We start from the raw sequence: 20,162 nt of genomic DNA on the forward strand, positions 1-20,162 counted from the left end.
AAACGATTATTAAACCAACCTCAATGCCATCAATTTCCAATTTTTTGTTAAGGATAACTGCCTGCTCCTTAATTTTCTGTAGTATAAATCTACAGGCACAGGTACTAACCACCAAGCAAATTGACAGTGTTGCCGAGAAAACTTTAGCAGCTTTTGATGTTCCTGGGCTTGCAGTTGCTGTGGTAAAAGATGGCAAGGTGATTCACTCCAAAGGATATGGTGTTCGCTCCCTGAAAAATAATTTAAAGGTTGATGAACATACACTTTTTGGTATTGCATCAAATACAAAAGCCTTTACCGCTGCCGCAGTGGGTATGTTGGTCGACGAAAAGAAAATCACCTGGGATTCGAAGGTTACAGACATTATTCCCGAATTTAAATTATATGATGCTTACGTTACCTCGCAATTCACCATTCGCGATTTATTGTCGCACAGAAGCGGATTAGGTCTTGGTGCCGGCGATTTAATGATTTGGCCAGATTCTTCAACAGTTACTAAAAAACAAATTATTCACAATCTAAGATATCTTAAACCTGTTTCCAGTTTTCGTACCCAGTGGGATTACGACAACTTGCTTTATATTGTCGCCGGCGAAGTTATTGAAAGAATTTCTGGTCTTAAATATGAAGATTTTATCGAAACACGAATCATGCAGCCTCTAGGGATGACCAAAAGTGCTTTATCATACAATCGTTTAAAAGATAAAACCAATATTATTGATGCGCATGCTCCTGTAAATGGAAAAATAGCCGTGATTCCAAAAGACTTTACGGAAAACAGCAACGCTGCAGGCGGTATGAATGCCAGTGTGAGTGAATTAAGTAAATGGGCGTTGGTACAACTCAATGGAGGGAAGTACGGTGAAAAACTCGACAAGACGTTGTTCAGCAAAGCGGCCCAAAATCAAATGTGGACATTGCATAGCATCATTCCTGCTGGAAAAGGATCTTATAACAGGCACTTTTTTGGGTATGGCTTAGGCTGGTTTTTAAGTGATGAAAAAGGTTATATGGTTGCCGAACATACTGGCGGACTTGCCGGAATGGTGAGTGAAGTAACATTAATTCCTGATTTAAAATTGGGCATTATCGTATTGACCAATCAACAGGCTGGAGGTGCTTTCACGGCAATCACCGAATCTATCAAAGATGGTTATTTCGGTATTACCGGAAAGAACCGGATTAAGGGTGCATCTGATAATGAAAAGCAAGAAAGGAGTTACGGTAAACAAGTAACCGACAAAGTCTGGGCTGATATCGCTACCGCTCAAAAAAACGTTAACAATAAACCAGCTGTTAGAAATTATCTGGGTACCTATCAGGATGAATGGTTCGGGGTGGTTACCATCAGCGAGTTGAATGGCAAAATGCATTTTGAGGCTAAGAATTCTCCGAAATTAAAGGGTGATATGGTATATTATAAAGGCAATACTTTCATTGTAAAATGGTATGATAGGAGTATGGATGCGGATGCATTTGTTAATTTTTCGCTTGATTTTGAAGGGAAACCCACTGCCATCAAAATGGAAGCCATTTCTCCTTTAACCGATTTTAGTTTTGATTTTCAAGACCTCGACCTCAAAAAGGTTGATTAAAATAGCTAACCAAATCCATTATGAAAACATTAATTAGAACAAGTATTTTACTGAGCTTTTGCTTAATTGCATTTACTTCAATGACATTAAAACCAAAACGAATCATATTTTTCGGCGATTCCATCACGCAACAAGGTGTTTCGAAGAACGGTTACGTTACTTTAATCAAAAAATCACTGGACTCTACCAAATATGAAGTTCTAGGGGCAGGAATTGGCGGCAACAAAGTTTATGATTTGTACCTGCGTTTAGAAGATGATGTATTAAATAAAAAGCCCGATTTAGTGGTGATTTATGTAGGCATTAACGATGTGTGGCATAAGCAGTCTTCTCACACCGGAACAGATTATGATAAATACCTGAAGTTTTATCAGGCGCTAATCAATAAAATTCAGGGGGTTGGAAGTAAGGTGATTTTAGTTACGCCATCTGTGGTAGGGGAAAAAAAGGATGGTACCAATGAACTAGATGCTGACTTAAATAAATATGCTGCAGGTATCAGAGAACTGGCAAAGAAGAATAATCTTCCGCTGTGCGATCTGCGAAAAATATTTGCCGAATATGAAGCCAAAAATAATCCGGAAGATAAAGAAAAAGATATTTTAACCACCGACCGTGTGCACTTAAACGAAACAGGAAACAAATTGGTGGCTGAACAATTACTGCCATTGGTTAAATGATGTTAAAAGTTATCGGTTATAAATTGTAAGTCTGAATGCTTATCGTTTATAAAATTCACCCGTAACTTATAACAATCAACATGTAACCCAAAAATGATAAACCGCGAAACGATAGATAAGATAATGGATACCGCCCGAATTGAGGAGGTAGTAGGGGATTTTGTGCATTTAAAAAAACGCGGAACCAGTTTAATTGGCAACTGTCCTTTTCATGGAGAAAAAACACCATCCTTTCACGTATCTGTAACCAAAGGGATTTACAAATGCTTCGGTTGTGGTAAAGGCGGCGATTCAGTGCGTTTTATTATGGATCACGAAAAATATTCGTATCCTGAAGCGCTTAAGTTTTTAGCCAATAAATATAATATTGAGGTTGAAGAAACCGAGCTCACCCCACAAGATGCCGAAGCCCAAAGTGCTAAGGAAAGCTTATACATTGTTTCTCAGTTTGCAGCCACATTTTTTGTAAAACAACTTTGGGAAACCGATGAAGGCAAAAGTATTGGCTTAAGTTATTTTAAAGAGCGTGGTTTTAGGGAAGATATTCTTAAAAAATTCGAGGTTGGTTATTCTCCTGATGTTTGGGATGCCTTGACCCAAAGTGCTACAAATGCAGGGCACAATCTTGAATTTTTGGAGTCGACGGGTTTATCTATTAAAAATGATAATGGCAAAATTTACGATCGCTTCCGCGGTCGCGTCATGTTTCCCATTCATGGCTTTACAGGTCGGGTAATTGGTTTCGGGGGGAGAACGCTTAAGACTGATAAAAATGTTCCCAAATATGTAAACTCGCCAGAAAGTGAGATCTACCATAAGTCGAATGTATTGTATGGCTTGTTTCATGCAAAAAAAGCCATCCGCGATTTAGATAATTGTTATCTCGCAGAAGGTTACGCAGATGTGCTTTCTGTACATCAGGCAGGCATTGAAAACGTGGTAGCTTCTTCCGGAACTTCATTAACAGTAGAGCAGATTAAGCTCATTGGTCGTTTTACACAAAATATTACCATTTTATTTGATGGCGATGCAGCGGGCATAAAAGCCTCACTGCGTGGTTTGGACATGATTTTGGAAGAAGGACTGAATGTGAAAATTGTATCTTTTCCCGATGGTCACGATCCTGATTCCTATATGCATCATGTGGGTGCAGGTGCTTTCAAAACCTATTTAGAAAATAACCGTAAAGATTTTATCCTTTACAAAGCCAATGTTTTATTAAAAGATGCCGGCGATGATCCCATCAAACGGGCAGGCATTATTCGGGATATTGTAGAAAGTATTGCTAAAATTCCTGATCCAATAAAAGCGTCAGTATTTGTTCGTGAATCGAGTAGTTTATTGGAAATTGAAGAAAAGATCCTAATGAGCGAACTCAACAAAATGCGCTCCGGTAAGGTGAAGAAAAACTTCGAGAGCAATCAGAGAACACAAAGCAATTTTTCGAATAATAAAGCCAATTCCTTTTCTTCCGGTCCGCCTGAGCCGCTTGTTCCGCCAGATGATTTATGGGACGATAACGCCGGACCTGGCCATGTACATACACCAGCAGAAACAGATGAAAATCAGGAAAAGGAAATTGTGCGTTTATTGTTGGCCTATGGCCATGAATTTGTGAACTGGGATAAAATTGATGACATGTACATTGGCTCTTTCATTATGCAAAACCTGGCCGATGTAGAGTTCGAAAACATTCTCTGTAAAAAAATTATTGATCACTATAAAACGGAAATTGATAATGGGCGATTGCCTACTGCAAACCATTTTATCAAACATGAAGATAGAGACATCGCTGATTTAGCCATCACCCTTTCCACATCAGAATATGCTCTAAGTGAGAATTGGTTAAATAAACATTTGATTTATGTGAAGGACGAGAGTATGAATCTCAAAGCCACAATTTTGGGTGGGATTTTCCATCTGAAAAAACGTAAAGTAGATAAGATTCTGACCAATTTGCTAAAGGAGATCAAAGAAGAAAAAGATACGGATAATCAGATGATTTTAATGCAACGTTACGGAGTGATTAAAGGAGTAGAACGCGAAATTTCTAAATTTTTGGGATCGGTAATTGTGAAATAAGTATTGTAGCGTTTCAGGCACTTGAAGTTGCCTGAATTGATATTTGGAAAAAGTAAAATAAGAAATCGGAAATTGAAACTCGAATTTAAACAGTTAACCGGAAACAGAAAACTGTAAATTGAAAAACTGATAAAATGGCTTCTCATAACGAATTAGGTAAAACAGGAGAAGATATTGCCAAACAATATCTGGAAGCCAGTGGTTATGAAGTGCTGGATGAAAACTGGACATTTGGTAAAGCTGAAGTTGATTTAATTGTTTATAAAAACGGAATTATGGTTTTTGTGGAAGTGAAAACCCGAACATCAGTTGCTTTCGGTCAGCCGGAAGAATTTGTGCATAAAGCCAAACAGAAACAGATGGAGTTGGCCTCAGCTGAATATATTGCGCTGATGAATCATCAGAATGACATTCGTTTTGACATCATAGCCATTACCTTTGAAAAAAATAAAAATTATAACTTAAATCATATTGAAGATGCTTTTTGGCCTGAAGATTAATCAAATCAAAAAACTACTATTTGTTGGAATTATTGTTGCTTTTGTAAGCGCCTGTAAGGATGATAAACCAAATGTTTACCGAAACTTCTTATCGCCGATGATTGGATTAAATGTTCCGGTAGGGAATGAGTTTGAAACAAAAATTCAATTTGGCAAAGAGAAAAAGGTAGATTCAGTTATCTATTTAATTGATAGCACAAAGGTTGCTACAAAAACCGATACTTCGGCGATTAAATTAAAAACGGAAGGCCTTAAGTTAGGAAGCCATATCATCACGGCGAAAATTTATGAAGGTACATATGCCGAGGATTTAACCACTAACATTAATGTCTTAGCGGCTCAGGCACCTGTTGAGTACACTTACAAGGTCATCAAAACTTTACCTCACGATACCTCTTCATATGTAGAAGGCTTGGAGTACCACGATGGATTTTTCTATGAAAGTGCTGGTGATTACGGGCATTCTAGCTTACGTAAGGTAGAGCCTTCAACAGGAAAAATAGTGCAATCTACACCTGTTGATAAGCAATATTTTGCAGAAGGTATTACAATAATTGGTGATAAAATTATTCAGCTTACCTATCGTGAAAAAGTGGGCTTTGTTTATGATAAAGCAACGTTAAAAAAACTTTCTGAGTTTTCTTATACTACCGGAAGAGAAGGATGGGGTTTAGCTTTTGACGGTGAGAAAGTTTTAAATACAGATGGTTCGAATACCATATTTTTTCTGGATAAGGATAAATACAACCGGATTGGTTCAATTGATGTTTATGATAACAAAGGGCCGATTCAGAATTTAAATGAACTGGAAGTGATTGATGGGAAAATTTATGCAAACGTTTATACCACCAATGAAATTCTAATCATCAACCCTGAAAATGGTGCCGTAGAAGGTAGAATAAATCTAACTGGCATATTTCCTTCAGATTATTTCATAACTGAAGATCAAAGAGCAAATAATGTGTTAAATGGAATTGCTTATGATCAGGCAACCAAACGACTTTTTGTAACAGGGAAAAAATGGCCACATATTTACCAGATACAGATCAGCAAGAAATAACTAATTCATTCAATTGTCATTCTGAGCTTGTCGAAAGAAATTATTAATCGTTTCGACAAGCTCAACCTGACAAAATGAAGAGCAGCATATCATTCCCTACGTTTTCGACTGTAGTAGAGAAGGCTTAAAAGAATTACTCTTCCTTTTTCTTTGGTTCCTCTAAAACCCCATTAAATGTAATGGGCTGTTTATTATTTCCACTTGCAATTAATGTGGCATAGCCGTTTTTCGATACACTTAAAGTGAAGCGATAGTTTTCCCTTTTAACATCTTTAGTGTTAATTTGTACAGTGTAATTGCCTTTTTTGCTAATGGTTTGATTGTAAGTAAAATCTTTAGACGTGAATTTTATGCCTCCTTCATTAGGATTGTAGGGCGCAGTAAAGGCTCTGCCGTAGAAAGGCAGATAAGCAACAACGCTATCTTTAGTCACCCTAAAATCGTAATTAGAACCAGTCAGATTTATTGATCCGCCACCGCCAACATTGCCAGGTATTCTTTCCAAAATTCTTGAAATATCCATATTGGACATTGGAATGGCAGTATTTGCGATGAAGACATAATTCTTATCTTTTATAATTTTATCTGTTGTTTCCTTATCTGTCTGGGCAAACAATGGCAAAGCCGATGCCATCAAAACCATGCTTAATAATACTTTTAATTGTTTCATAATGTGTGTTTTAATTGTATAACAATTTAAAGATGTGCAAGTTTCATTGATTCCATAAACAAATACTAATAAAAGCTATGTGTTTCAATGGGAAAGGCGCAAGATGACATTGCGCCTTTATAAATAAAATTTTAATTATTCCTTATTCGATGCTTCAATGCATGATCAGCAGATCAAAATTGAGTGAGTTATTATTTTAATCCTACTACATGTCCGTAAACATACAACCTTGAATCTGCAGTCGCTTCGTCTTGAAAAATCGCATTACCGTCCTGATCAACTTCTAAAAAACGGTTTTAAAGAAGTCTCCATTTTTAATTTTATAGGTAATGATGGTCTTGTTCTTTTTTGTTTAATCGACTTCACTTTGAACTCCGGAGTAGTGAGCAATTGATAATCGATCTCCTTGTTGTTTATTTTACCCAGTTGCAAGGTCGATTCATTTTGGGCCAGAAAAACTTTCCCATCAAGCGCTAGCTTTTTATCTCTTGAGATTTTATTATTGATATTATAAGCTGTGAAGTAACTTCCATCTCCACTTGCTAATCGATAGTAACGATCTGTTTCTGCTACAGGGAATCTTCCATCCTGAGACGTTATAGACAAGCTAGTTTGTATGCTCGCTGTACTAGGATTCACATTTGAATAATTCGGAACATCAAAGTTGTAACCACTACTCCCGTTTGTGCCTGGTTTTTTCTCAACTTTCGTCGCTAAAAAGGCGAATTTTTGACTTTTCAAAACTTGTTGGATATCCTCAGACATCTCTTTCTGTGCCATTGCAACGCCTGCGTATGCAATTAGGCAAAACATTAGTAATTGTTTCATTCTTGTTTCATTTATGTGTACAACAATATAACAATTACTAAGTTCATTTGGTTACGGATCTGATTAATAGATTGTAACAATTGCGAAGATTATCTCCAGGCTTTATATTGATTGATCAATCCGTTGGTTGAGCCATCGTGGCTTTCCACCTTTTGATCACCTTCCAATTCAGGAAGAATCTTTTTTGCCAGTTGTTTGCCCAGTTCAACGCCCCACTGATCGAAGCTAAATATATTCCAAATTACACCCTGAACAAATATTTTATGCTCATACATGGCAACTAAGCTACCTAGCGTGTAAGGTGTAACTTTTTTTAAGAGAATAGAATTGGTTGGTCTGTTCCCTTCAAAAACCTTAAACGGCGCTATTTTGGCAATTTCATCTGCTGATTTACCATCTTTTTTCAGTTCTTCAGTTACCTCTTCTTCCGTTTTGCCATTCATTAAGGCCTCTGTTTGAGCAAAGAAGTTAGATAATAAAATCGGATGATGATCGCCTAGCGGATTTAAACTTTGTGCTGGTGCAATAAAATCGGCAGGAATAATTCTGGTTCCCTGATGAATCAGTTGGTAGAAAGCATGCTGGCCGTTGGTACCTGGCTCACCCCAAATAATGGGTCCGGTTTCGTAATCAACTTCGTTACCGTTTCTATCTACATGTTTACCGTTACTTTCCATATCACCTTGTTGAAAATACGCCGCAAAGCGATGCATGTATTGATCGTAAGGTAAAATAACCTGTGTTTCGGCATTGTAAAAATTGATATACCAAACTCCAAGTAAACCTAAAATAACAGGGATGTTGCTTTCAAACTCTGCTGTGGCAAAATGATTGTCGGTAGCATGTGCGCCCGCTAAAAGCTCTTTAAAGTTATCGAAACCAATACTTAATGAAATTGATAAGCCAATTGCACTCCATAAAGAGTAACGACCGCCAACCCAATCCCAGAATTCAAACATGTTTTCAGTATCAATTCCAAAAGCCGAAACATCTTTTGCGTTGGTTGATAAAGCAGCGAAATGTTTCGCAATATCATCCTCTTTACCACCTTTCTCTAAAAACCATGAACGGGCAAAATGGGCATTCGTCATCGTTTCTTGAGTGGTAAACGTTTTCGACGCCACTAAAAATAAAGTGGTTTCAGCATTTAGTGCTGATAAGGTTTCAGCTATGTGTGTACCATCAATATTCGAAACGAAATGAATATTTAAGTGGTTTTTATAATGTTTCAGTGCTTCCGTTACCATTACCGGACCCAAGTCAGATCCGCCAATACCAATATTTACCACATCGGTTATGGCTTTACCGGTGTAACCTTTCCATTCGCCGCTGATAATACTGTTGCTAAACTTTTCCATTTTGGCTAAAACAGCATTAACTTCAGGCATCACATCTTTTCCATCCACTAAAACAGGTGTGTTGCTCAAATTACGTAAAGCAATATGAAGTACCGAACGATCTTCGGTTTCATTGATTTTATCACCTGCATACATCGATTTTATCGCTTCATCCAGTTTGCATTCGCGAGCCAGTTGCATTAAAAGCGCCAGTGTTTCATCGCTTATTCTGTTCTTGCTGTAATCAAGCAAAATGTCTTCAAAAAAAACAGAAAACTTGTTGAAACGATCTGCATCTTCAGCAAAAAGATCTTTAATGCTTTTCTGATTAATATCGATAAAATGATCGGCCAAATATTTATATGCCGCTGTTTCAGTAAAATTTATTTTAGGTAACATATCCTTTGTTTTTTGTAAAAGTAATAAAGCAAACTTTTAAAACTGTCTTTTTAATGTTCAAAATCATTAAGAATTTTTATTCTTGAATTTAGAGCGTAACTTTGAGGCAAGTCCCTATTGATGCTGAGCATTCAACATTATTAATCATAAACAATTATGTTAGAAAATTTAAATCAATTGGTGCGTGAAAACGTACAGGATACCGTTGTAAACAACAGCGAAGTTCCAAACGAACAAAATGAAGAGGTTATTCAAGCAGCTTCGGGCTCAATTTTCGATAGCTTAAAAGACCAACTTGCATCAGGAAACGTAGGCGGTTTAGCCGAGATTTTCAATTCGGGCAATGCGGAAGGTTCGGCCGTAACACAACAGGCCGCAGGTAATTTTACGGATAAACTAGCTGGCTTAGGTATTAACGCAGAAACCGCTAAGAAATTAGCTGCCACTGTAATTCCTGTAATTATCGGTAAGCTCACGCAAAAAACAGCTGATCCAAATGACAGCTCTTTCAATATCAAAGACGTTTTGGGAAGTTTGGCTGGCGGAAGCGATGGCAAATTCGATGTGAGCGATGTTATCGGCATGTTCAATGGCGGTGGTCAGCAATCAAACCAAGCAGGTGCTGCTCCAGCTGAGAATGGCATTTTAGACAAACTTAAGGGCATGTTCAATTAATAAAACAATATGCAAAGCCATCCAAACGGATGGCTTTTTATTAATTTCAAGCTTCTAAATATATCTACCTCATGATAAAAAAAATCATTTTAATTTCTGTTTTATCGCTAATGGTGCAATTGATTACAGCATGTGTTGATTGTAAGTGCGGACCTTATAGAACTATATTATTTACAAATAAAGGTTTATCAATCAAAAATTTAGATAGTAATTTGCCACAACCCGCTGTTACAAGTGCTGGAATAATTCCTAGTGCAAAATATGGTATTCAAGTCCAGCATTTAACAGAAGAAGTAGCGCTAAGAAAGCCACAAATTTATTGGGGTTTAATACAATCTGCTTATGCTTGTAGCTGTCAAAGTGATTATTTAAAATCTAAAGAAGAAATTGTGTCGGTAAAAATAATTTCCAATAATGATTTTGACACCAATTATCCGAAAGGCAGTGATTTGAGTTCGATTTTTATGGTAAAACGATATTATAATGATGAATTAAGTTCTATAAATGATTATTTAAAAACCTTAAAACTTGAATATCAGAGTAATTATCCTTTTCAAAAAGGTATCTTTTTACAAGTTGCACCAACTATTGCCAAAAAACATAAGTTTAAAATTGCAATAACCTTAACCGATGGCAGGATTTTGGAAGCTGAAACAACAGAGGTAGAGTTGACTTAAAATTTGACTAACTTAAGAGATAAATAAGCCGTGTAATTTATTGCATGGCTTTTTTGTGTGAGTAGAGCCTGAAAATCCTTAGATTAGTACATCCTTAAATCCAAACAGAAATCATGAAAAAAATTTACCTCGCTGCATTTTCTTTATTATCGATTAATGCCTTTGCACAAAAGTCTGATTTACGCTCAGCGGTTACAAAAAAAGCTGATGCAATAGAAAAGAAAGTAATCGAATGGAGGAGAGATTTTCATGAACATCCTGAGCTTGGAAATACTGAAGTAAGAACAGCGGGGATAATTGCCAAACATTTAGAATCATTAGGCATTAAAGTAACCACTGGTGTAGCTAAAACAGGCGTGGTTGGGATTTTGAAAGGTGGCAAACCTGGTCCGGTTGTAGCGTTAAGGGCCGATATGGATGGTTTGCCTGTTGTCGAGCGAGTGAACATTCCTTTTGCTTCAAAAGTAAAAACTCAATATAACGGGCAGGAAGTTGGTGTAATGCATGCTTGTGGGCATGATAGCCATATGGCCATTTTAATGGGCGTTGCAGAAGTGCTGGCCTCCATGCAAAAAGATATTCCCGGAACAGTAAAGTTTATTTTTCAACCTGCTGAAGAAGGCGTTCCGGCAGGAGAAGAGGGTGGAGCGGCATTAATGATTAAGGAAGGCGTTTTAGAAAACCCGAAGGTAGAAGCTATATTTGGTTTACACATTAATGCGCAAACGGAAGTTGGAAATGTTACCTATCGCCCGGGTGGAACCATGGCTGCGGTAAACGATATGAAAATTACGGTTACAGGCAGGCAGGCACACGGTGCTTATCCCTGGAGCAGTATTGATCCGGTGGTAATTTCTGCCCAGATCATCAATAACCTTCAAACCATCGTAAGTAGAAACTTAAATGTAACTGAAAATCCTGGCGTGGTAACCATTGGGGCCATTAACGGTGGCGTACGTTCGAACATCATCCCTGAAAAAGTCGAAATGCTGGGCACTGTCCGCAATTTCAGCAAAGAAGATGAAGCCATGTTTATCGAACGGATTAAAACCATTGCTACAAAAACTGCTGAAGCTGGTGGTGGTACTGCCGAAGTTAAAATTCCTTACAGCAATCATTATCCCGTAACTTTCAATGATATCGCTTTAACAGAAAAGATGCTTCCAAGTATGCGGGCAACAGCTGGTGCTGATCACGTGATGCTGAAACCCCCTGTAACCGGTGCAGAAGATTTTTCTTTCTTTCAAGAGAAAGTGCCTGGTTTATTTGTGTTTTTAGGCGGCATGCCGAAGGGAAAAGATCCGCTTAAAACTGCTTCGCATCATACGCCGGATTTTTACCTGGATGAAAGTGGATTTACACTAGGGGTAAAATTACTTTCAAATTTAACCCTGGATTATATGGGGCTGAAGAAATAGATCTTAGCCATGAACCGCATTACATTAATTGAAGTGCTTATACCGGTTGATCAACCCAATTTTATATATTTGCCATTATGACCAAAGAACAAATTCAGGATTTAAGGGACAGAGTAACGTCCCTGAGGAGGCATCTTTGACGTCGATGAGCTACTATACGCCATCCGTGAAGAAGAAAAATTAACGATGGCGCCCGATTTCTGGGATGATCCAAAAAAAGCAGAGAAAATTCTTGCTGAAATCAGTTCGAAGAAAAAATGGACAGACGGTTTCAACCAAACCCATAATGCGGTGGAAGATGCGGCAGTGATGTTTGAATTTTTTCAATCTGGCGATGCATCAGAAGCCGAACTACAAGAACAGTTTGAGTTGAGTAAAACTTCAGTTGAAGAGCTGGAACTGAAAAACATGCTTCGAAATAAAGAAGACCAGCTTTCGGCAGTGGTGCAAATTACCGCTGGCGCCGGCGGTACAGAAAGCTGCGATTGGGCTTACATGCTCATGCGTATGTACATGATGTGGGGCGATAAAAACGGCTACAAAATTACCGAACAGGATAGTCAGGAAGGGGAAATTGCCGGTATTAAATCGGTAACACTTCAGTTCGATGGCGATTTTTCTTATGGTTATTTGAAAGGCGAAAATGGCGTTCACCGATTGGTGCGTATTTCACCTTTCGACTCCAATGCTCGCCGCCATACTTCATTTGCATCTGTTTATGTTTATCCTTTAGTGGATGATACCATTCAGATTGACATCAACCCAGCTGATATTGAGTTCGAAACTTTCAGGGCAGGGGGTGCCGGCGGACAAAATGTAAACAAAGTTGAAACGGCAGTGCGTTTATACCACAAGCCATCAGGGATTATTATTAAAAACCAGGAATCAAGATCTCAACTTCAGAACAAGGAAAACGCTATTCGTTTGCTTAAATCTCAATTGTATGAAATTGAAGAACGTAAACGTAACGAAGCCATCGCTGCAGTGGAAGGATCGAAGAAGAAAATTGAATGGGGATCGCAAATCAGAAGTTATGTGCTGGATGATCGAAGGGTAAAAGATCATCGTACAAATTATCAAACTTCAAACCCTGATGCGGTTTTAAATGGCGATATTAACGACTTTTTAAAAGCATATTTAATGGAATTTTAAAAATAAATCATGGCAAAATCATGCATCCTTTTCGTGTTGATATTTATGACGGTTCAATTTTCAAAAGCGCAAGAAGTTATACCGCTCTATTCCGATAGCATTCCTGGTGCTAAACCAACACCATCATCGTATGTTGAAAATACAGATACGCGAACAAACGGAACTTTAAGTATAACGAAGGTTTCTATACCCACATTAACCGTTTTTGAAGCGCCTAAAAACATTGCTACAGGTACTGCTATAATTATCTGCCCGGGTGGTGGGTACGGAGCTTTGGCATTCAGTCATGAAGGAACCGATGTAGCCAAGCGATTCAATGCCATTGGGGTAACAGCTTTCGTTTTAAAATACCGCTTGCCGAATGATCAGATTATGGTGGATAAGACTTATGCATTATTACAGGATGCGCAAAAAGCTATTTATCTGGTGAGAAAGGATGCGAAAAAATATGGCATCAAAAGTAATAAGGTTGGTATTATGGGTTTTTCTGCAGGTGGTCATTTTGCTTCCACCCTGGCTTCACATTACAGTGATTTAAAAATTGCGAATCCTGAAAAGATTGATCTTCGCCCGAGTTTTGCGGTATTGGTTTATCCGGTAATCAGTTTTGAAGAATCTGTGCATACCGGGACTATGAAAAATCTTTTAGGACCAAATCCGTCGGATTCATTAAAGAAATACTTTTCTGCAAATGAAAATGTAAACAAGAAAACGCCGCCAATGTATTTTGTTCATGCTAAAGATGATAAAACGGTGCCAGTTGCTAATAGTGAATTAATGCATCAAGCTTTACTGGCAGCTAAAATCCCAAGCAATTTAATGTATTATGAAAAAGGGGGGCATGGTTTCGGCCTGATCAATAAAACCTCTGATACAGATTGGTTTAACTTGATGGCTGGCTGGATGAAAGTTCAAAAGTTTAAAGTAAAGGGCGATTTTTAAAATTAAATCACAAAATATTTAGAAGCCACAATTCTCATTGTGGCTTCTTTTTTATTTTGCCAAAGTTTCGTGGATAACACTAAGCAATCCATTTGAATAAGCGTCATCTGTTAATTCCCAAAACATAATGCCGTTCAACTGATGATCAACTACATATTTGGTTTTTAGCGCTATTGATTTAGGGTCATCAAAAGTGGCCAATTGCTTAGTTGCAGCATTATAGTAATAGGGCGCTTTAGCCGAATCATCCCAGTAATATTTAAATCCTTTCTCTTCCGTAAATTGATCAGAAAAGTGCTTATAAGAAACGCCACTTAAGAATTTTGTAGGCTGATATAAACCTTGGTTTGCATCGGTGGTATTTTGAAAAATTCGGGCATAAAATGCAGCACCTAAAGCTATTTTATTTGCCGGAACGCCCTTTTTGATCATTTCTTTAATGCCATAATCAGCTGATAACATAAGTTGAGGCGTGGAGAATAAGGCCGTATGATGTCCGCTTTGGGTAGCATAACCACTTACCAAATCATAGCTCATTAAATTTACCCGGTCAACAAGCGGCATTACTTTTTTCCATTCGAAACAAGAATCAATGCAGTTTTTCGTTCCGCCTGCAGCAAAGCTGATTTCTGCTTTTTTACCCAGTTTCTTGCGGAGTTCCTGAATTAACAAGGTGAAGTTTTGTTTATCATCTTCCGTGTATCGGTGCCCGGGATAACCTGCCACCGCAGGATATTCCCAATCGATGTCTATTCCATCAGCATGGAAATAATCAAGTAACTCTTTAGTGGTTTTTGCAAAGGTTTCTCGGCCGTTTTTTCTGCTGAATACTTCCGAGCAAGGGCCGCAGGCGCTCCAGCCGCCCATGGCAATCATTACCTTTAAATCTTTGTTGCGGCTTTTCAAAGCCACCATTTTTGCAATTAAGGCAGAATCTTTTGCGCTATTGATATTCAAACTATCGCCCTTCAGGTGGCCGAAACTATAAATCAAATGGCTTAACTTTTCAATGGGATAACTTTCAATTTCTGTGCCGCCGCCACCTGTATAGTATGCAATTACATTAGGCTTTGTGGTTTTTTGCGCCTTGAGGTTAAATCCAAATAGAAGTAACGCTGCTGTTAAGATTAAAATTCGCGAAGAAAGTTGGGATAGGGAGTTTGTTTGGTGGTTCAAGGTTGATTTGTTTTTTATGGTTCAGCAATTATTTTTTGTAATTCGGTGAGCTCTGCAACCTTTTCAGTAGCGCCGGCATTTTCATAAGCAGAAATTAAATTTCTAATTACACGGCGGATAATATCTGTATTGCTGCAGGGACGATAATATTCTGGTAATGATTCGAGGTTTAGCTGACGTAAAAATTGATCTACATCGTGTTTGCCAAATATATTTCCTCTGTTGAAGGCATTGATGTAAAACAGTACACCATATTCGGTGCCCTCCTGTTTGCTCTCATCAATAAAACCTAAAATGAAGTGTTGCGGAAGGTTAATGCCATAAATAGGCAAGTCAAGTTTCTGCGCCAGTGTAGAATAAATAATCGCCAATGAAATTTGATTACCCTTTTTACTTTCTAAAACCTGGTTTAGATAGGAGTTTTGAGGATCATGGTGGTTTTTCGTATTCCCGCCAAAACCGTATTGCTGATATAAAATGTGGTTAATCAGTTTCACTTTTTCAACTGAACTCATTTCATATTGTAGGCCCAACCAGATATCGCGTTTAATTTCCTCTATTTGGTTGATGACTTTTTGTTCATCCAAATCCGGATACTGATAGCGGTTGATGATTAAGGCACCCTGAAGCAAATCGAAAGCACCACTTAAATACCAAAGATGTAAATCTTCCTTAACGGTATTAAATTGAATTTGATGAACGATATTTTCAATTCGCTCTTGCAAAAGACCATCAAAAGATTGTTCCCATGCGTTTTCAAGGTAATGGATTACCTCGCCACCATATTCAAGCAGTTTTTGTTCCACGTGTTGATAAACTTCCTCATCAGGATCATCCAACAATTTTACCAAAGCACTTATCTCAGCGATATTTTCCATAAAACATACACACGTTTGCCGCGTTTAATTACTTTTGCAATATTATGCTATTTCAATTTATTACCGACTATCTTAAACACCGTTTAACAGCGAAAACGCGTCATGGGACGCACTCACCATTTGTGTACAAGCTAGCTGATGAGGTAATTTACGATTTTACTGATAAATCTCCATACCAAAGCATCGAACAACAACGAAAAAAACTTTTTTCTGACGATTCTACTATCACTGTTACCGATCTGGGGGCAGGTTCTCATCTCAATAAAAACCGCAATAAAAAGGTAAGTCAAATTGCAAAAAACGCATTGAAAAGTCCGCGGTTGGCGAAGTTAATTTACCGCTTAGCTCAAAATACTCAGCCAAAAACGGTCATTGAATTGGGTACCTGCTTGGGCATTACTTCATCTTACCTGGCAAAAGCTTGTCCTGATGGCGAAGTTATTACCATTGAAGGGTGTCCGCAAACGGCTGAAGTAGCCAAACACAACTTTCAGGATTTAGATTTAACCAACATTGAGCTTCATGTAGGCAATTTTGATTTGATTTTGCCTGATATCATCGCAAAGCAACCGACGCTGGATTTTGTTTATATTGATGGAAACCACCGAAAAGAGGCTACTTTAAATTATTTCAAGTTGTGCCTGCCAAAAGTTACGGAAAATTCTTTGCTGATTTTTGATGATATTTATTGGAGCCAGGGAATGAAAGAAGCCTGGGAAGAAATCAAAAACCATCCCGATGTTACAGTTACTATTGATTTATTTTGGATCGGACTGGTGTACTTTAAGAAAGGCCAGGCCAAAGAACATTTTAAGTTGAAATTTAATCAATAAACTTTTATGAAATATGCAGGATGAAAATTGAACCTAAACTTGATGGCATTCAAAAGCTATCTGCCTTATACATTCTGCTAATTAGTCTTTTCGCCGGGATTTTAGCCTATATTATTTCCTTAACAATAAACATGGATGTACTGACACATGTGATGTTTAGCTGGGATATTTTCTGCTTGTTACTCATTTCCTTGCATTGGTACATGTTTTTTACTACCTCAGCATCCGAAACTTACCTTAAGGCAAGGATGCAGGACGAAACCCGTGGGGAAATTTTCGCGATCGTTCTGGTATCAACCTTTGCCGGATTATTGGCTGTAGTTTTATTGCTGATAAATAAAGATATCGAGCCTGTTGACCTCATTGTAGCTATTTCTGGAATGTTTCTGTCGTGGTTTTTGGTGCATACCACTTTTGGCATGCGTTACGCTCATCTTTATTATGGTGATAGTGAAACCAATAAAGGTTCAGGTTTAGATTTTCCAGGGGATGATGAACCTGATTTCATTGATTTTGCTTACTTCTCTTTTGTGTTGGGCATGACGTTTCAGGTTTCTGATGTCGAAATTTCCTCTCGAAAAATCCGGCGGCTTTCCCTTTTGCATAGCCTCATTGCTTTTATTTTCAACACCGTGATCGTCGCATTAACGATAAACGCTCTGGCTGGTTTGAGCAAGTAATACTTTCTACTAAATTGAAGTCTACGATCGTTTTTGGAAATTAACGGTTCTGAGTGAATGGCGGTCTGCCGTCCCGCTCCCGTTTCTGCCACAATGAAAAATTGTGGCATTCACTTCGATCGGGTTTAGGTACAGCGGGGGGTGCTTATCGCCTGCTCGTCATTACAAAAACGATTTTTCATGGTTTATAGCAGTTACTGCCTGACTCGAAATTCCGGAATGAGGTTATGATGTTTCTCGACATCGGACAGAAGTTAAGTGCTACTTATGAAGCCATTGTCAGTCTGAGCCTGTCGAAGACCTTCTTTTAACATTCACAAACAACAAATTTGTCATCCTGAGCTTGCCGAAGGATAAATATTTTCGTCTTCGCCATAAGTTAATTGGTGAAACAAGGGGTGGGCAAACAATCCTAAGAATTCCCTACTCAATTTTTAAACCCGACAGCCGCGGCAGCCCCGAGTTTTCACGAGGGCTATAGCAAATGGCGGGGCTTTCGTAGCCAAAAGCTACAAGCTTTCATTTTCTAAATAAAATTAATACTCTGTAAATCAAGTTATTGAATTTTAAAACTGAAAAATAAGTTATATAACTGCTTAATTAGTTGTGTAACTGAAAAATAAGTTATAAGTTTGAGTATGGAAGAATTAACCAAAACAGAAGAGCGCATTATGCAAGTCTTATGGAAACTGCAAAAGGCTTTTGTGAAAGACATAATCGATGAGTTGGATGAAAACCCAAAACCACCTTATAATACCATTTCATCAATTGTGAGGTTGTTGGAAAAAAAGGGCTACATTAATTATAAGGCTTACGGAAAAACTTACGAATATTTTCCAACAATAACGAAAGATGAATATACCAAAACTACCTTTTCGAAAATGTTTTCAGGCTACTTCGACAGCTCGCCGGCAAATCTTTTGTCGTTTATGGTGAAAGAAGAAAAGTTAAGTGAAAAAGATATAGAAGAAATTAAAAAGCTCATCAGTAAAAATGCTAAATCATGATTTTAATCTATTTATTAAAAGTTTCAGCCTGTACACTTGTTTTCTTCGCAACGTACCAGTTTCTGCTATCAAAACTTACATTTTTTAAGCTCAATCGCTTATACCTGCTGTCGGCACTTTTCTTTAGTTTTTTGATTCCTGCTTTAACTATAGAAAACAAGAAAGAGGTAGTGGTGCAAAAACAAGCGTTAATTACCCAAGTGGCTTATGCTGAAGGCGAAATTTCCGAGAAGGATTTTGACGGCACCAGTACTACTCTAAATCATCCGATAGATTGGAATCAAACTTTTACCATTCTCTATTCTTTTATTGCGGCAGGCTTAATGGTACGGACATTATGGAGTATCGGCCATGTTAGCTTTTCCATCCGGAGAAATATTTCTTCGAAGGTCGGACCTTTGTTGTATGTTCCAGCGGATTCAGCCATTAAAAACTGCTCATTTTTAAACAAAATTATTGTAGATGAATCTCTGGAGGAGCGTGAAAAGCAATTAGTCATTAGCCACGAAACGGCCCATGTGGATCAAGCCCATGCCATTGATAAATTATTGATCAATTTTATTGTCTGCATTTTATGGTTTAATCCAATCATATATTTCTGGAGAAATGCGATAGCACATAACCACGAATTTTTAGCAGATGAAGCTGTTTTGAAATCAGCAGATCGAAGTTTGTATGCATCTCTTCTGCTGAATTTAGCCACGCCAGCAACTCACCTAATCGTAAATAGTTTTAGCAAACTCCCACTTAAAAATAGAATTACCATGATGTACAAAAAGCCGAATTCCAATTTGAGCAGGTTACTTTATTTCTTAGTGGTTCCTGTTGTTTTGCTTTGTTCTTTAGCCTTTGTTAACCGCAAGGAAATTATTGTGCAGCGAAATGTGGATGAAGCACGTCAATCTGTTTTAACTCTTACGGGTTTCCAGGATAAATTCTATAAAACCAGCATTGTACTGGATCCAAATGCTAAACCCGCATTTAAAGCTGCCGATATGGTTTTAGTTTTAGATGCCGGACACGGCGGTAAAGATGCCGCATCGGTAGCGTTAGACGGCCAACTGGAAAAAGATATGAACCTGAGAGCGGTAAAAATTCTGCAACAGGAAGCCATTAAAAGAGGTATCAAAGTACGCCTGACCCGAAGCAGTGATGAATTTGTATCGCTTCGTGATCGTTTGCCACTTCAGGCAGCCACGGCTTTTATTTCCATCCATCATAATGCCACAGCTAAAGGTGCCCCGGTGGTTTTCCGTGGGATAGAAGTTTATGTTTCTAAACTGAACAGGAACATTAAAAATGCAGAAGAACTGGGAGCGGGTATCCTGAGTAAGCTTAAACAAGCGAATGGAATTGCTGTTCAGGATTCGTTAAAAAATGCCAGCCTGCTTCTTTTACGAGAATCTAAAACACCTGCGGTTTTAATTGAACTGGGAAATATTACTGATCAGAAGAGTTTGGATTTTTTAAAACAAGAGGCTAACCTGCGTAAAATCAGCAATTTGATTTTGGATGGTTTTGTAAGTTTTTCTAAACGTGGCTGCTAAAATATAAAAGATGGAATGGTTAACCT

The 20,162-nt window shown here is 38.0% G+C and carries 19 protein-coding genes; 14 read left to right on the plus strand and 5 right to left on the minus strand.

Annotated elements, in window-relative coordinates:
* Positions 1 to 23: 23 nt before the first annotated feature.
* The 5 genes from ON09_RS00375 (at position 24) to ON09_RS00395 (ending at position 5,917) form a co-directional block, all read left to right on the plus strand.
* Entirely contained in the window at positions 24 to 1,595 is a 1,572-nt protein-coding gene (locus ON09_RS00375) for a serine hydrolase (RefSeq protein ID WP_010599078.1), read from the plus strand.
* A gap of 20 nt (positions 1,596 to 1,615) precedes the next feature.
* Positions 1,616 to 2,275 (plus strand): SGNH/GDSL hydrolase family protein, encoded by a 660-nt coding sequence (locus ON09_RS00380; protein ID WP_010599079.1) that lies wholly within the window; start codon positions 1,616 to 1,618, stop codon positions 2,273 to 2,275.
* A 93-nt stretch (positions 2,276 to 2,368) separates the two neighbouring features.
* Complete coding sequence (gene dnaG / locus ON09_RS00385) at positions 2,369 to 4,357, plus strand: DNA primase (protein ID WP_029204010.1); 1,989 nt, start codon at positions 2,369 to 2,371, stop codon at positions 4,355 to 4,357.
* Positions 4,358 to 4,491: 134 nt separating this feature from the next.
* Positions 4,492 to 4,857: a YraN family protein gene (locus tag ON09_RS00390; RefSeq protein ID WP_010599081.1), complete on the plus strand. Its 366-nt coding sequence runs from the start codon at positions 4,492 to 4,494 to the stop codon at positions 4,855 to 4,857.
* Positions 4,835 to 5,917, plus strand: a complete 1,083-nt coding sequence (locus tag ON09_RS00395; protein WP_010599082.1) for a glutaminyl-peptide cyclotransferase — start codon at positions 4,835 to 4,837, stop codon at positions 5,915 to 5,917. Before ON09_RS00390 ends, ON09_RS00395 begins: the two co-directional genes overlap by 23 nt.
* Positions 5,918 to 6,050: 133 nt before the next feature.
* On the opposite strand, the gene ON09_RS00400 is transcribed toward ON09_RS00395, so the two are convergent.
* The 3 genes from ON09_RS00400 to pgi form a co-directional block, all read right to left on the minus strand.
* Positions 6,051 to 6,587 (minus strand): DUF4251 domain-containing protein, encoded by a 537-nt coding sequence (locus tag ON09_RS00400; protein WP_010599083.1) that lies wholly within the window; start codon positions 6,585 to 6,587, stop codon positions 6,051 to 6,053.
* A gap of 276 nt (positions 6,588 to 6,863) precedes the next feature.
* A complete protein-coding gene (locus ON09_RS00405) occupies positions 6,864 to 7,415 on the minus strand; it encodes a hypothetical protein (protein WP_010599084.1) in 552 nt (183 codons plus the stop codon).
* A gap of 89 nt (positions 7,416 to 7,504) precedes the next feature.
* Complete coding sequence (pgi, locus tag ON09_RS00410) at positions 7,505 to 9,151, minus strand: glucose-6-phosphate isomerase (RefSeq protein WP_010599085.1); 1,647 nt, start codon at positions 9,149 to 9,151, stop codon at positions 7,505 to 7,507.
* A 156-nt stretch (positions 9,152 to 9,307) separates the two neighbouring features.
* Here pgi and ON09_RS00415 point away from each other — a divergent pair, with 156 nt between their 5' ends.
* The 5 genes from ON09_RS00415 (at position 9,308) to ON09_RS00435 (ending at position 14,015) form a co-directional block, all read left to right on the plus strand.
* Positions 9,308 to 9,826: a hypothetical protein gene (locus tag ON09_RS00415; protein ID WP_010599086.1), complete on the plus strand. Its 519-nt coding sequence runs from the start codon at positions 9,308 to 9,310 to the stop codon at positions 9,824 to 9,826.
* A gap of 71 nt (positions 9,827 to 9,897) precedes the next feature.
* Positions 9,898 to 10,503, plus strand: coding sequence for a DUF5034 domain-containing protein (locus tag ON09_RS00420; protein WP_010599087.1), 606 nt, complete (start codon positions 9,898 to 9,900; stop codon positions 10,501 to 10,503).
* A gap of 113 nt (positions 10,504 to 10,616) precedes the next feature.
* Positions 10,617 to 11,921, plus strand: a complete 1,305-nt coding sequence (locus ON09_RS00425; RefSeq protein ID WP_010599088.1) for an amidohydrolase — start codon at positions 10,617 to 10,619, stop codon at positions 11,919 to 11,921.
* 77 nt (positions 11,922 to 11,998) lie between these two features.
* Positions 11,999 to 13,073, plus strand: a protein-coding gene (prfB, locus tag ON09_RS00430) for a peptide chain release factor 2 (RefSeq protein ID WP_157258788.1) whose coding sequence is annotated in 2 segments (ribosomal slippage) — positions 11,999 to 12,058 and positions 12,060 to 13,073 — 1,074 coding nt in all. Because the reading frame shifts where the segments join, the coding sequence is not laid out codon by codon here.
* Positions 13,074 to 13,082: 9 nt separating this feature from the next.
* Positions 13,083 to 14,015, plus strand: coding sequence for an alpha/beta hydrolase (locus tag ON09_RS00435; RefSeq protein ID WP_010599090.1), 933 nt, complete (start codon positions 13,083 to 13,085; stop codon positions 14,013 to 14,015).
* A gap of 51 nt (positions 14,016 to 14,066) precedes the next feature.
* Here ON09_RS00435 and ON09_RS00440 read toward each other — a convergent pair whose 3' ends face one another.
* A complete protein-coding gene (locus ON09_RS00440) occupies positions 14,067 to 15,191 on the minus strand; it encodes a glycoside hydrolase family 18 protein (RefSeq protein ID WP_010599091.1) in 1,125 nt (374 codons plus the stop codon).
* A gap of 14 nt (positions 15,192 to 15,205) precedes the next feature.
* Positions 15,206 to 16,069, minus strand: a complete 864-nt coding sequence (locus ON09_RS00445; protein ID WP_010599092.1) for a transglutaminase-like domain-containing protein — start codon at positions 16,067 to 16,069, stop codon at positions 15,206 to 15,208.
* A 44-nt stretch (positions 16,070 to 16,113) separates the two neighbouring features.
* Between ON09_RS00445 and ON09_RS00450 the strand changes: the two genes are divergently transcribed.
* From ON09_RS00450 to ON09_RS00465, 4 genes are all read left to right on the plus strand, one after another.
* Positions 16,114 to 16,902, plus strand: coding sequence for an O-methyltransferase (locus ON09_RS00450; protein ID WP_010599093.1), 789 nt, complete (start codon positions 16,114 to 16,116; stop codon positions 16,900 to 16,902).
* A 20-nt stretch (positions 16,903 to 16,922) separates the two neighbouring features.
* Positions 16,923 to 17,582, plus strand: coding sequence for a DUF1345 domain-containing protein (locus ON09_RS00455; protein WP_010599094.1), 660 nt, complete (start codon positions 16,923 to 16,925; stop codon positions 17,580 to 17,582).
* A 638-nt stretch (positions 17,583 to 18,220) separates the two neighbouring features.
* The gene (locus ON09_RS00460; RefSeq protein ID WP_010599095.1) at positions 18,221 to 18,589 is read left to right on the plus strand and encodes a BlaI/MecI/CopY family transcriptional regulator; all 369 of its coding nucleotides are present in this window, start codon (positions 18,221 to 18,223) and stop codon (positions 18,587 to 18,589) included.
* Positions 18,586 to 20,136 carry an N-acetylmuramoyl-L-alanine amidase gene (locus ON09_RS00465; protein ID WP_010599096.1) on the plus strand — a complete coding sequence of 517 codons (1,551 nt, stop codon included), beginning with the start codon at positions 18,586 to 18,588 and terminating at the stop codon, positions 20,134 to 20,136. The genes ON09_RS00460 and ON09_RS00465 overlap by 4 nt, the downstream gene beginning before the upstream one ends.
* The last annotated feature ends 26 nt before the right edge of the window (positions 20,137 to 20,162 follow it).

This window comes from Pedobacter agri PB92 (assembly GCF_000258495.1).
GTDB classification, from domain to species: Bacteria; Bacteroidota; Bacteroidia; order Sphingobacteriales; family Sphingobacteriaceae; genus Pedobacter; species Pedobacter agri.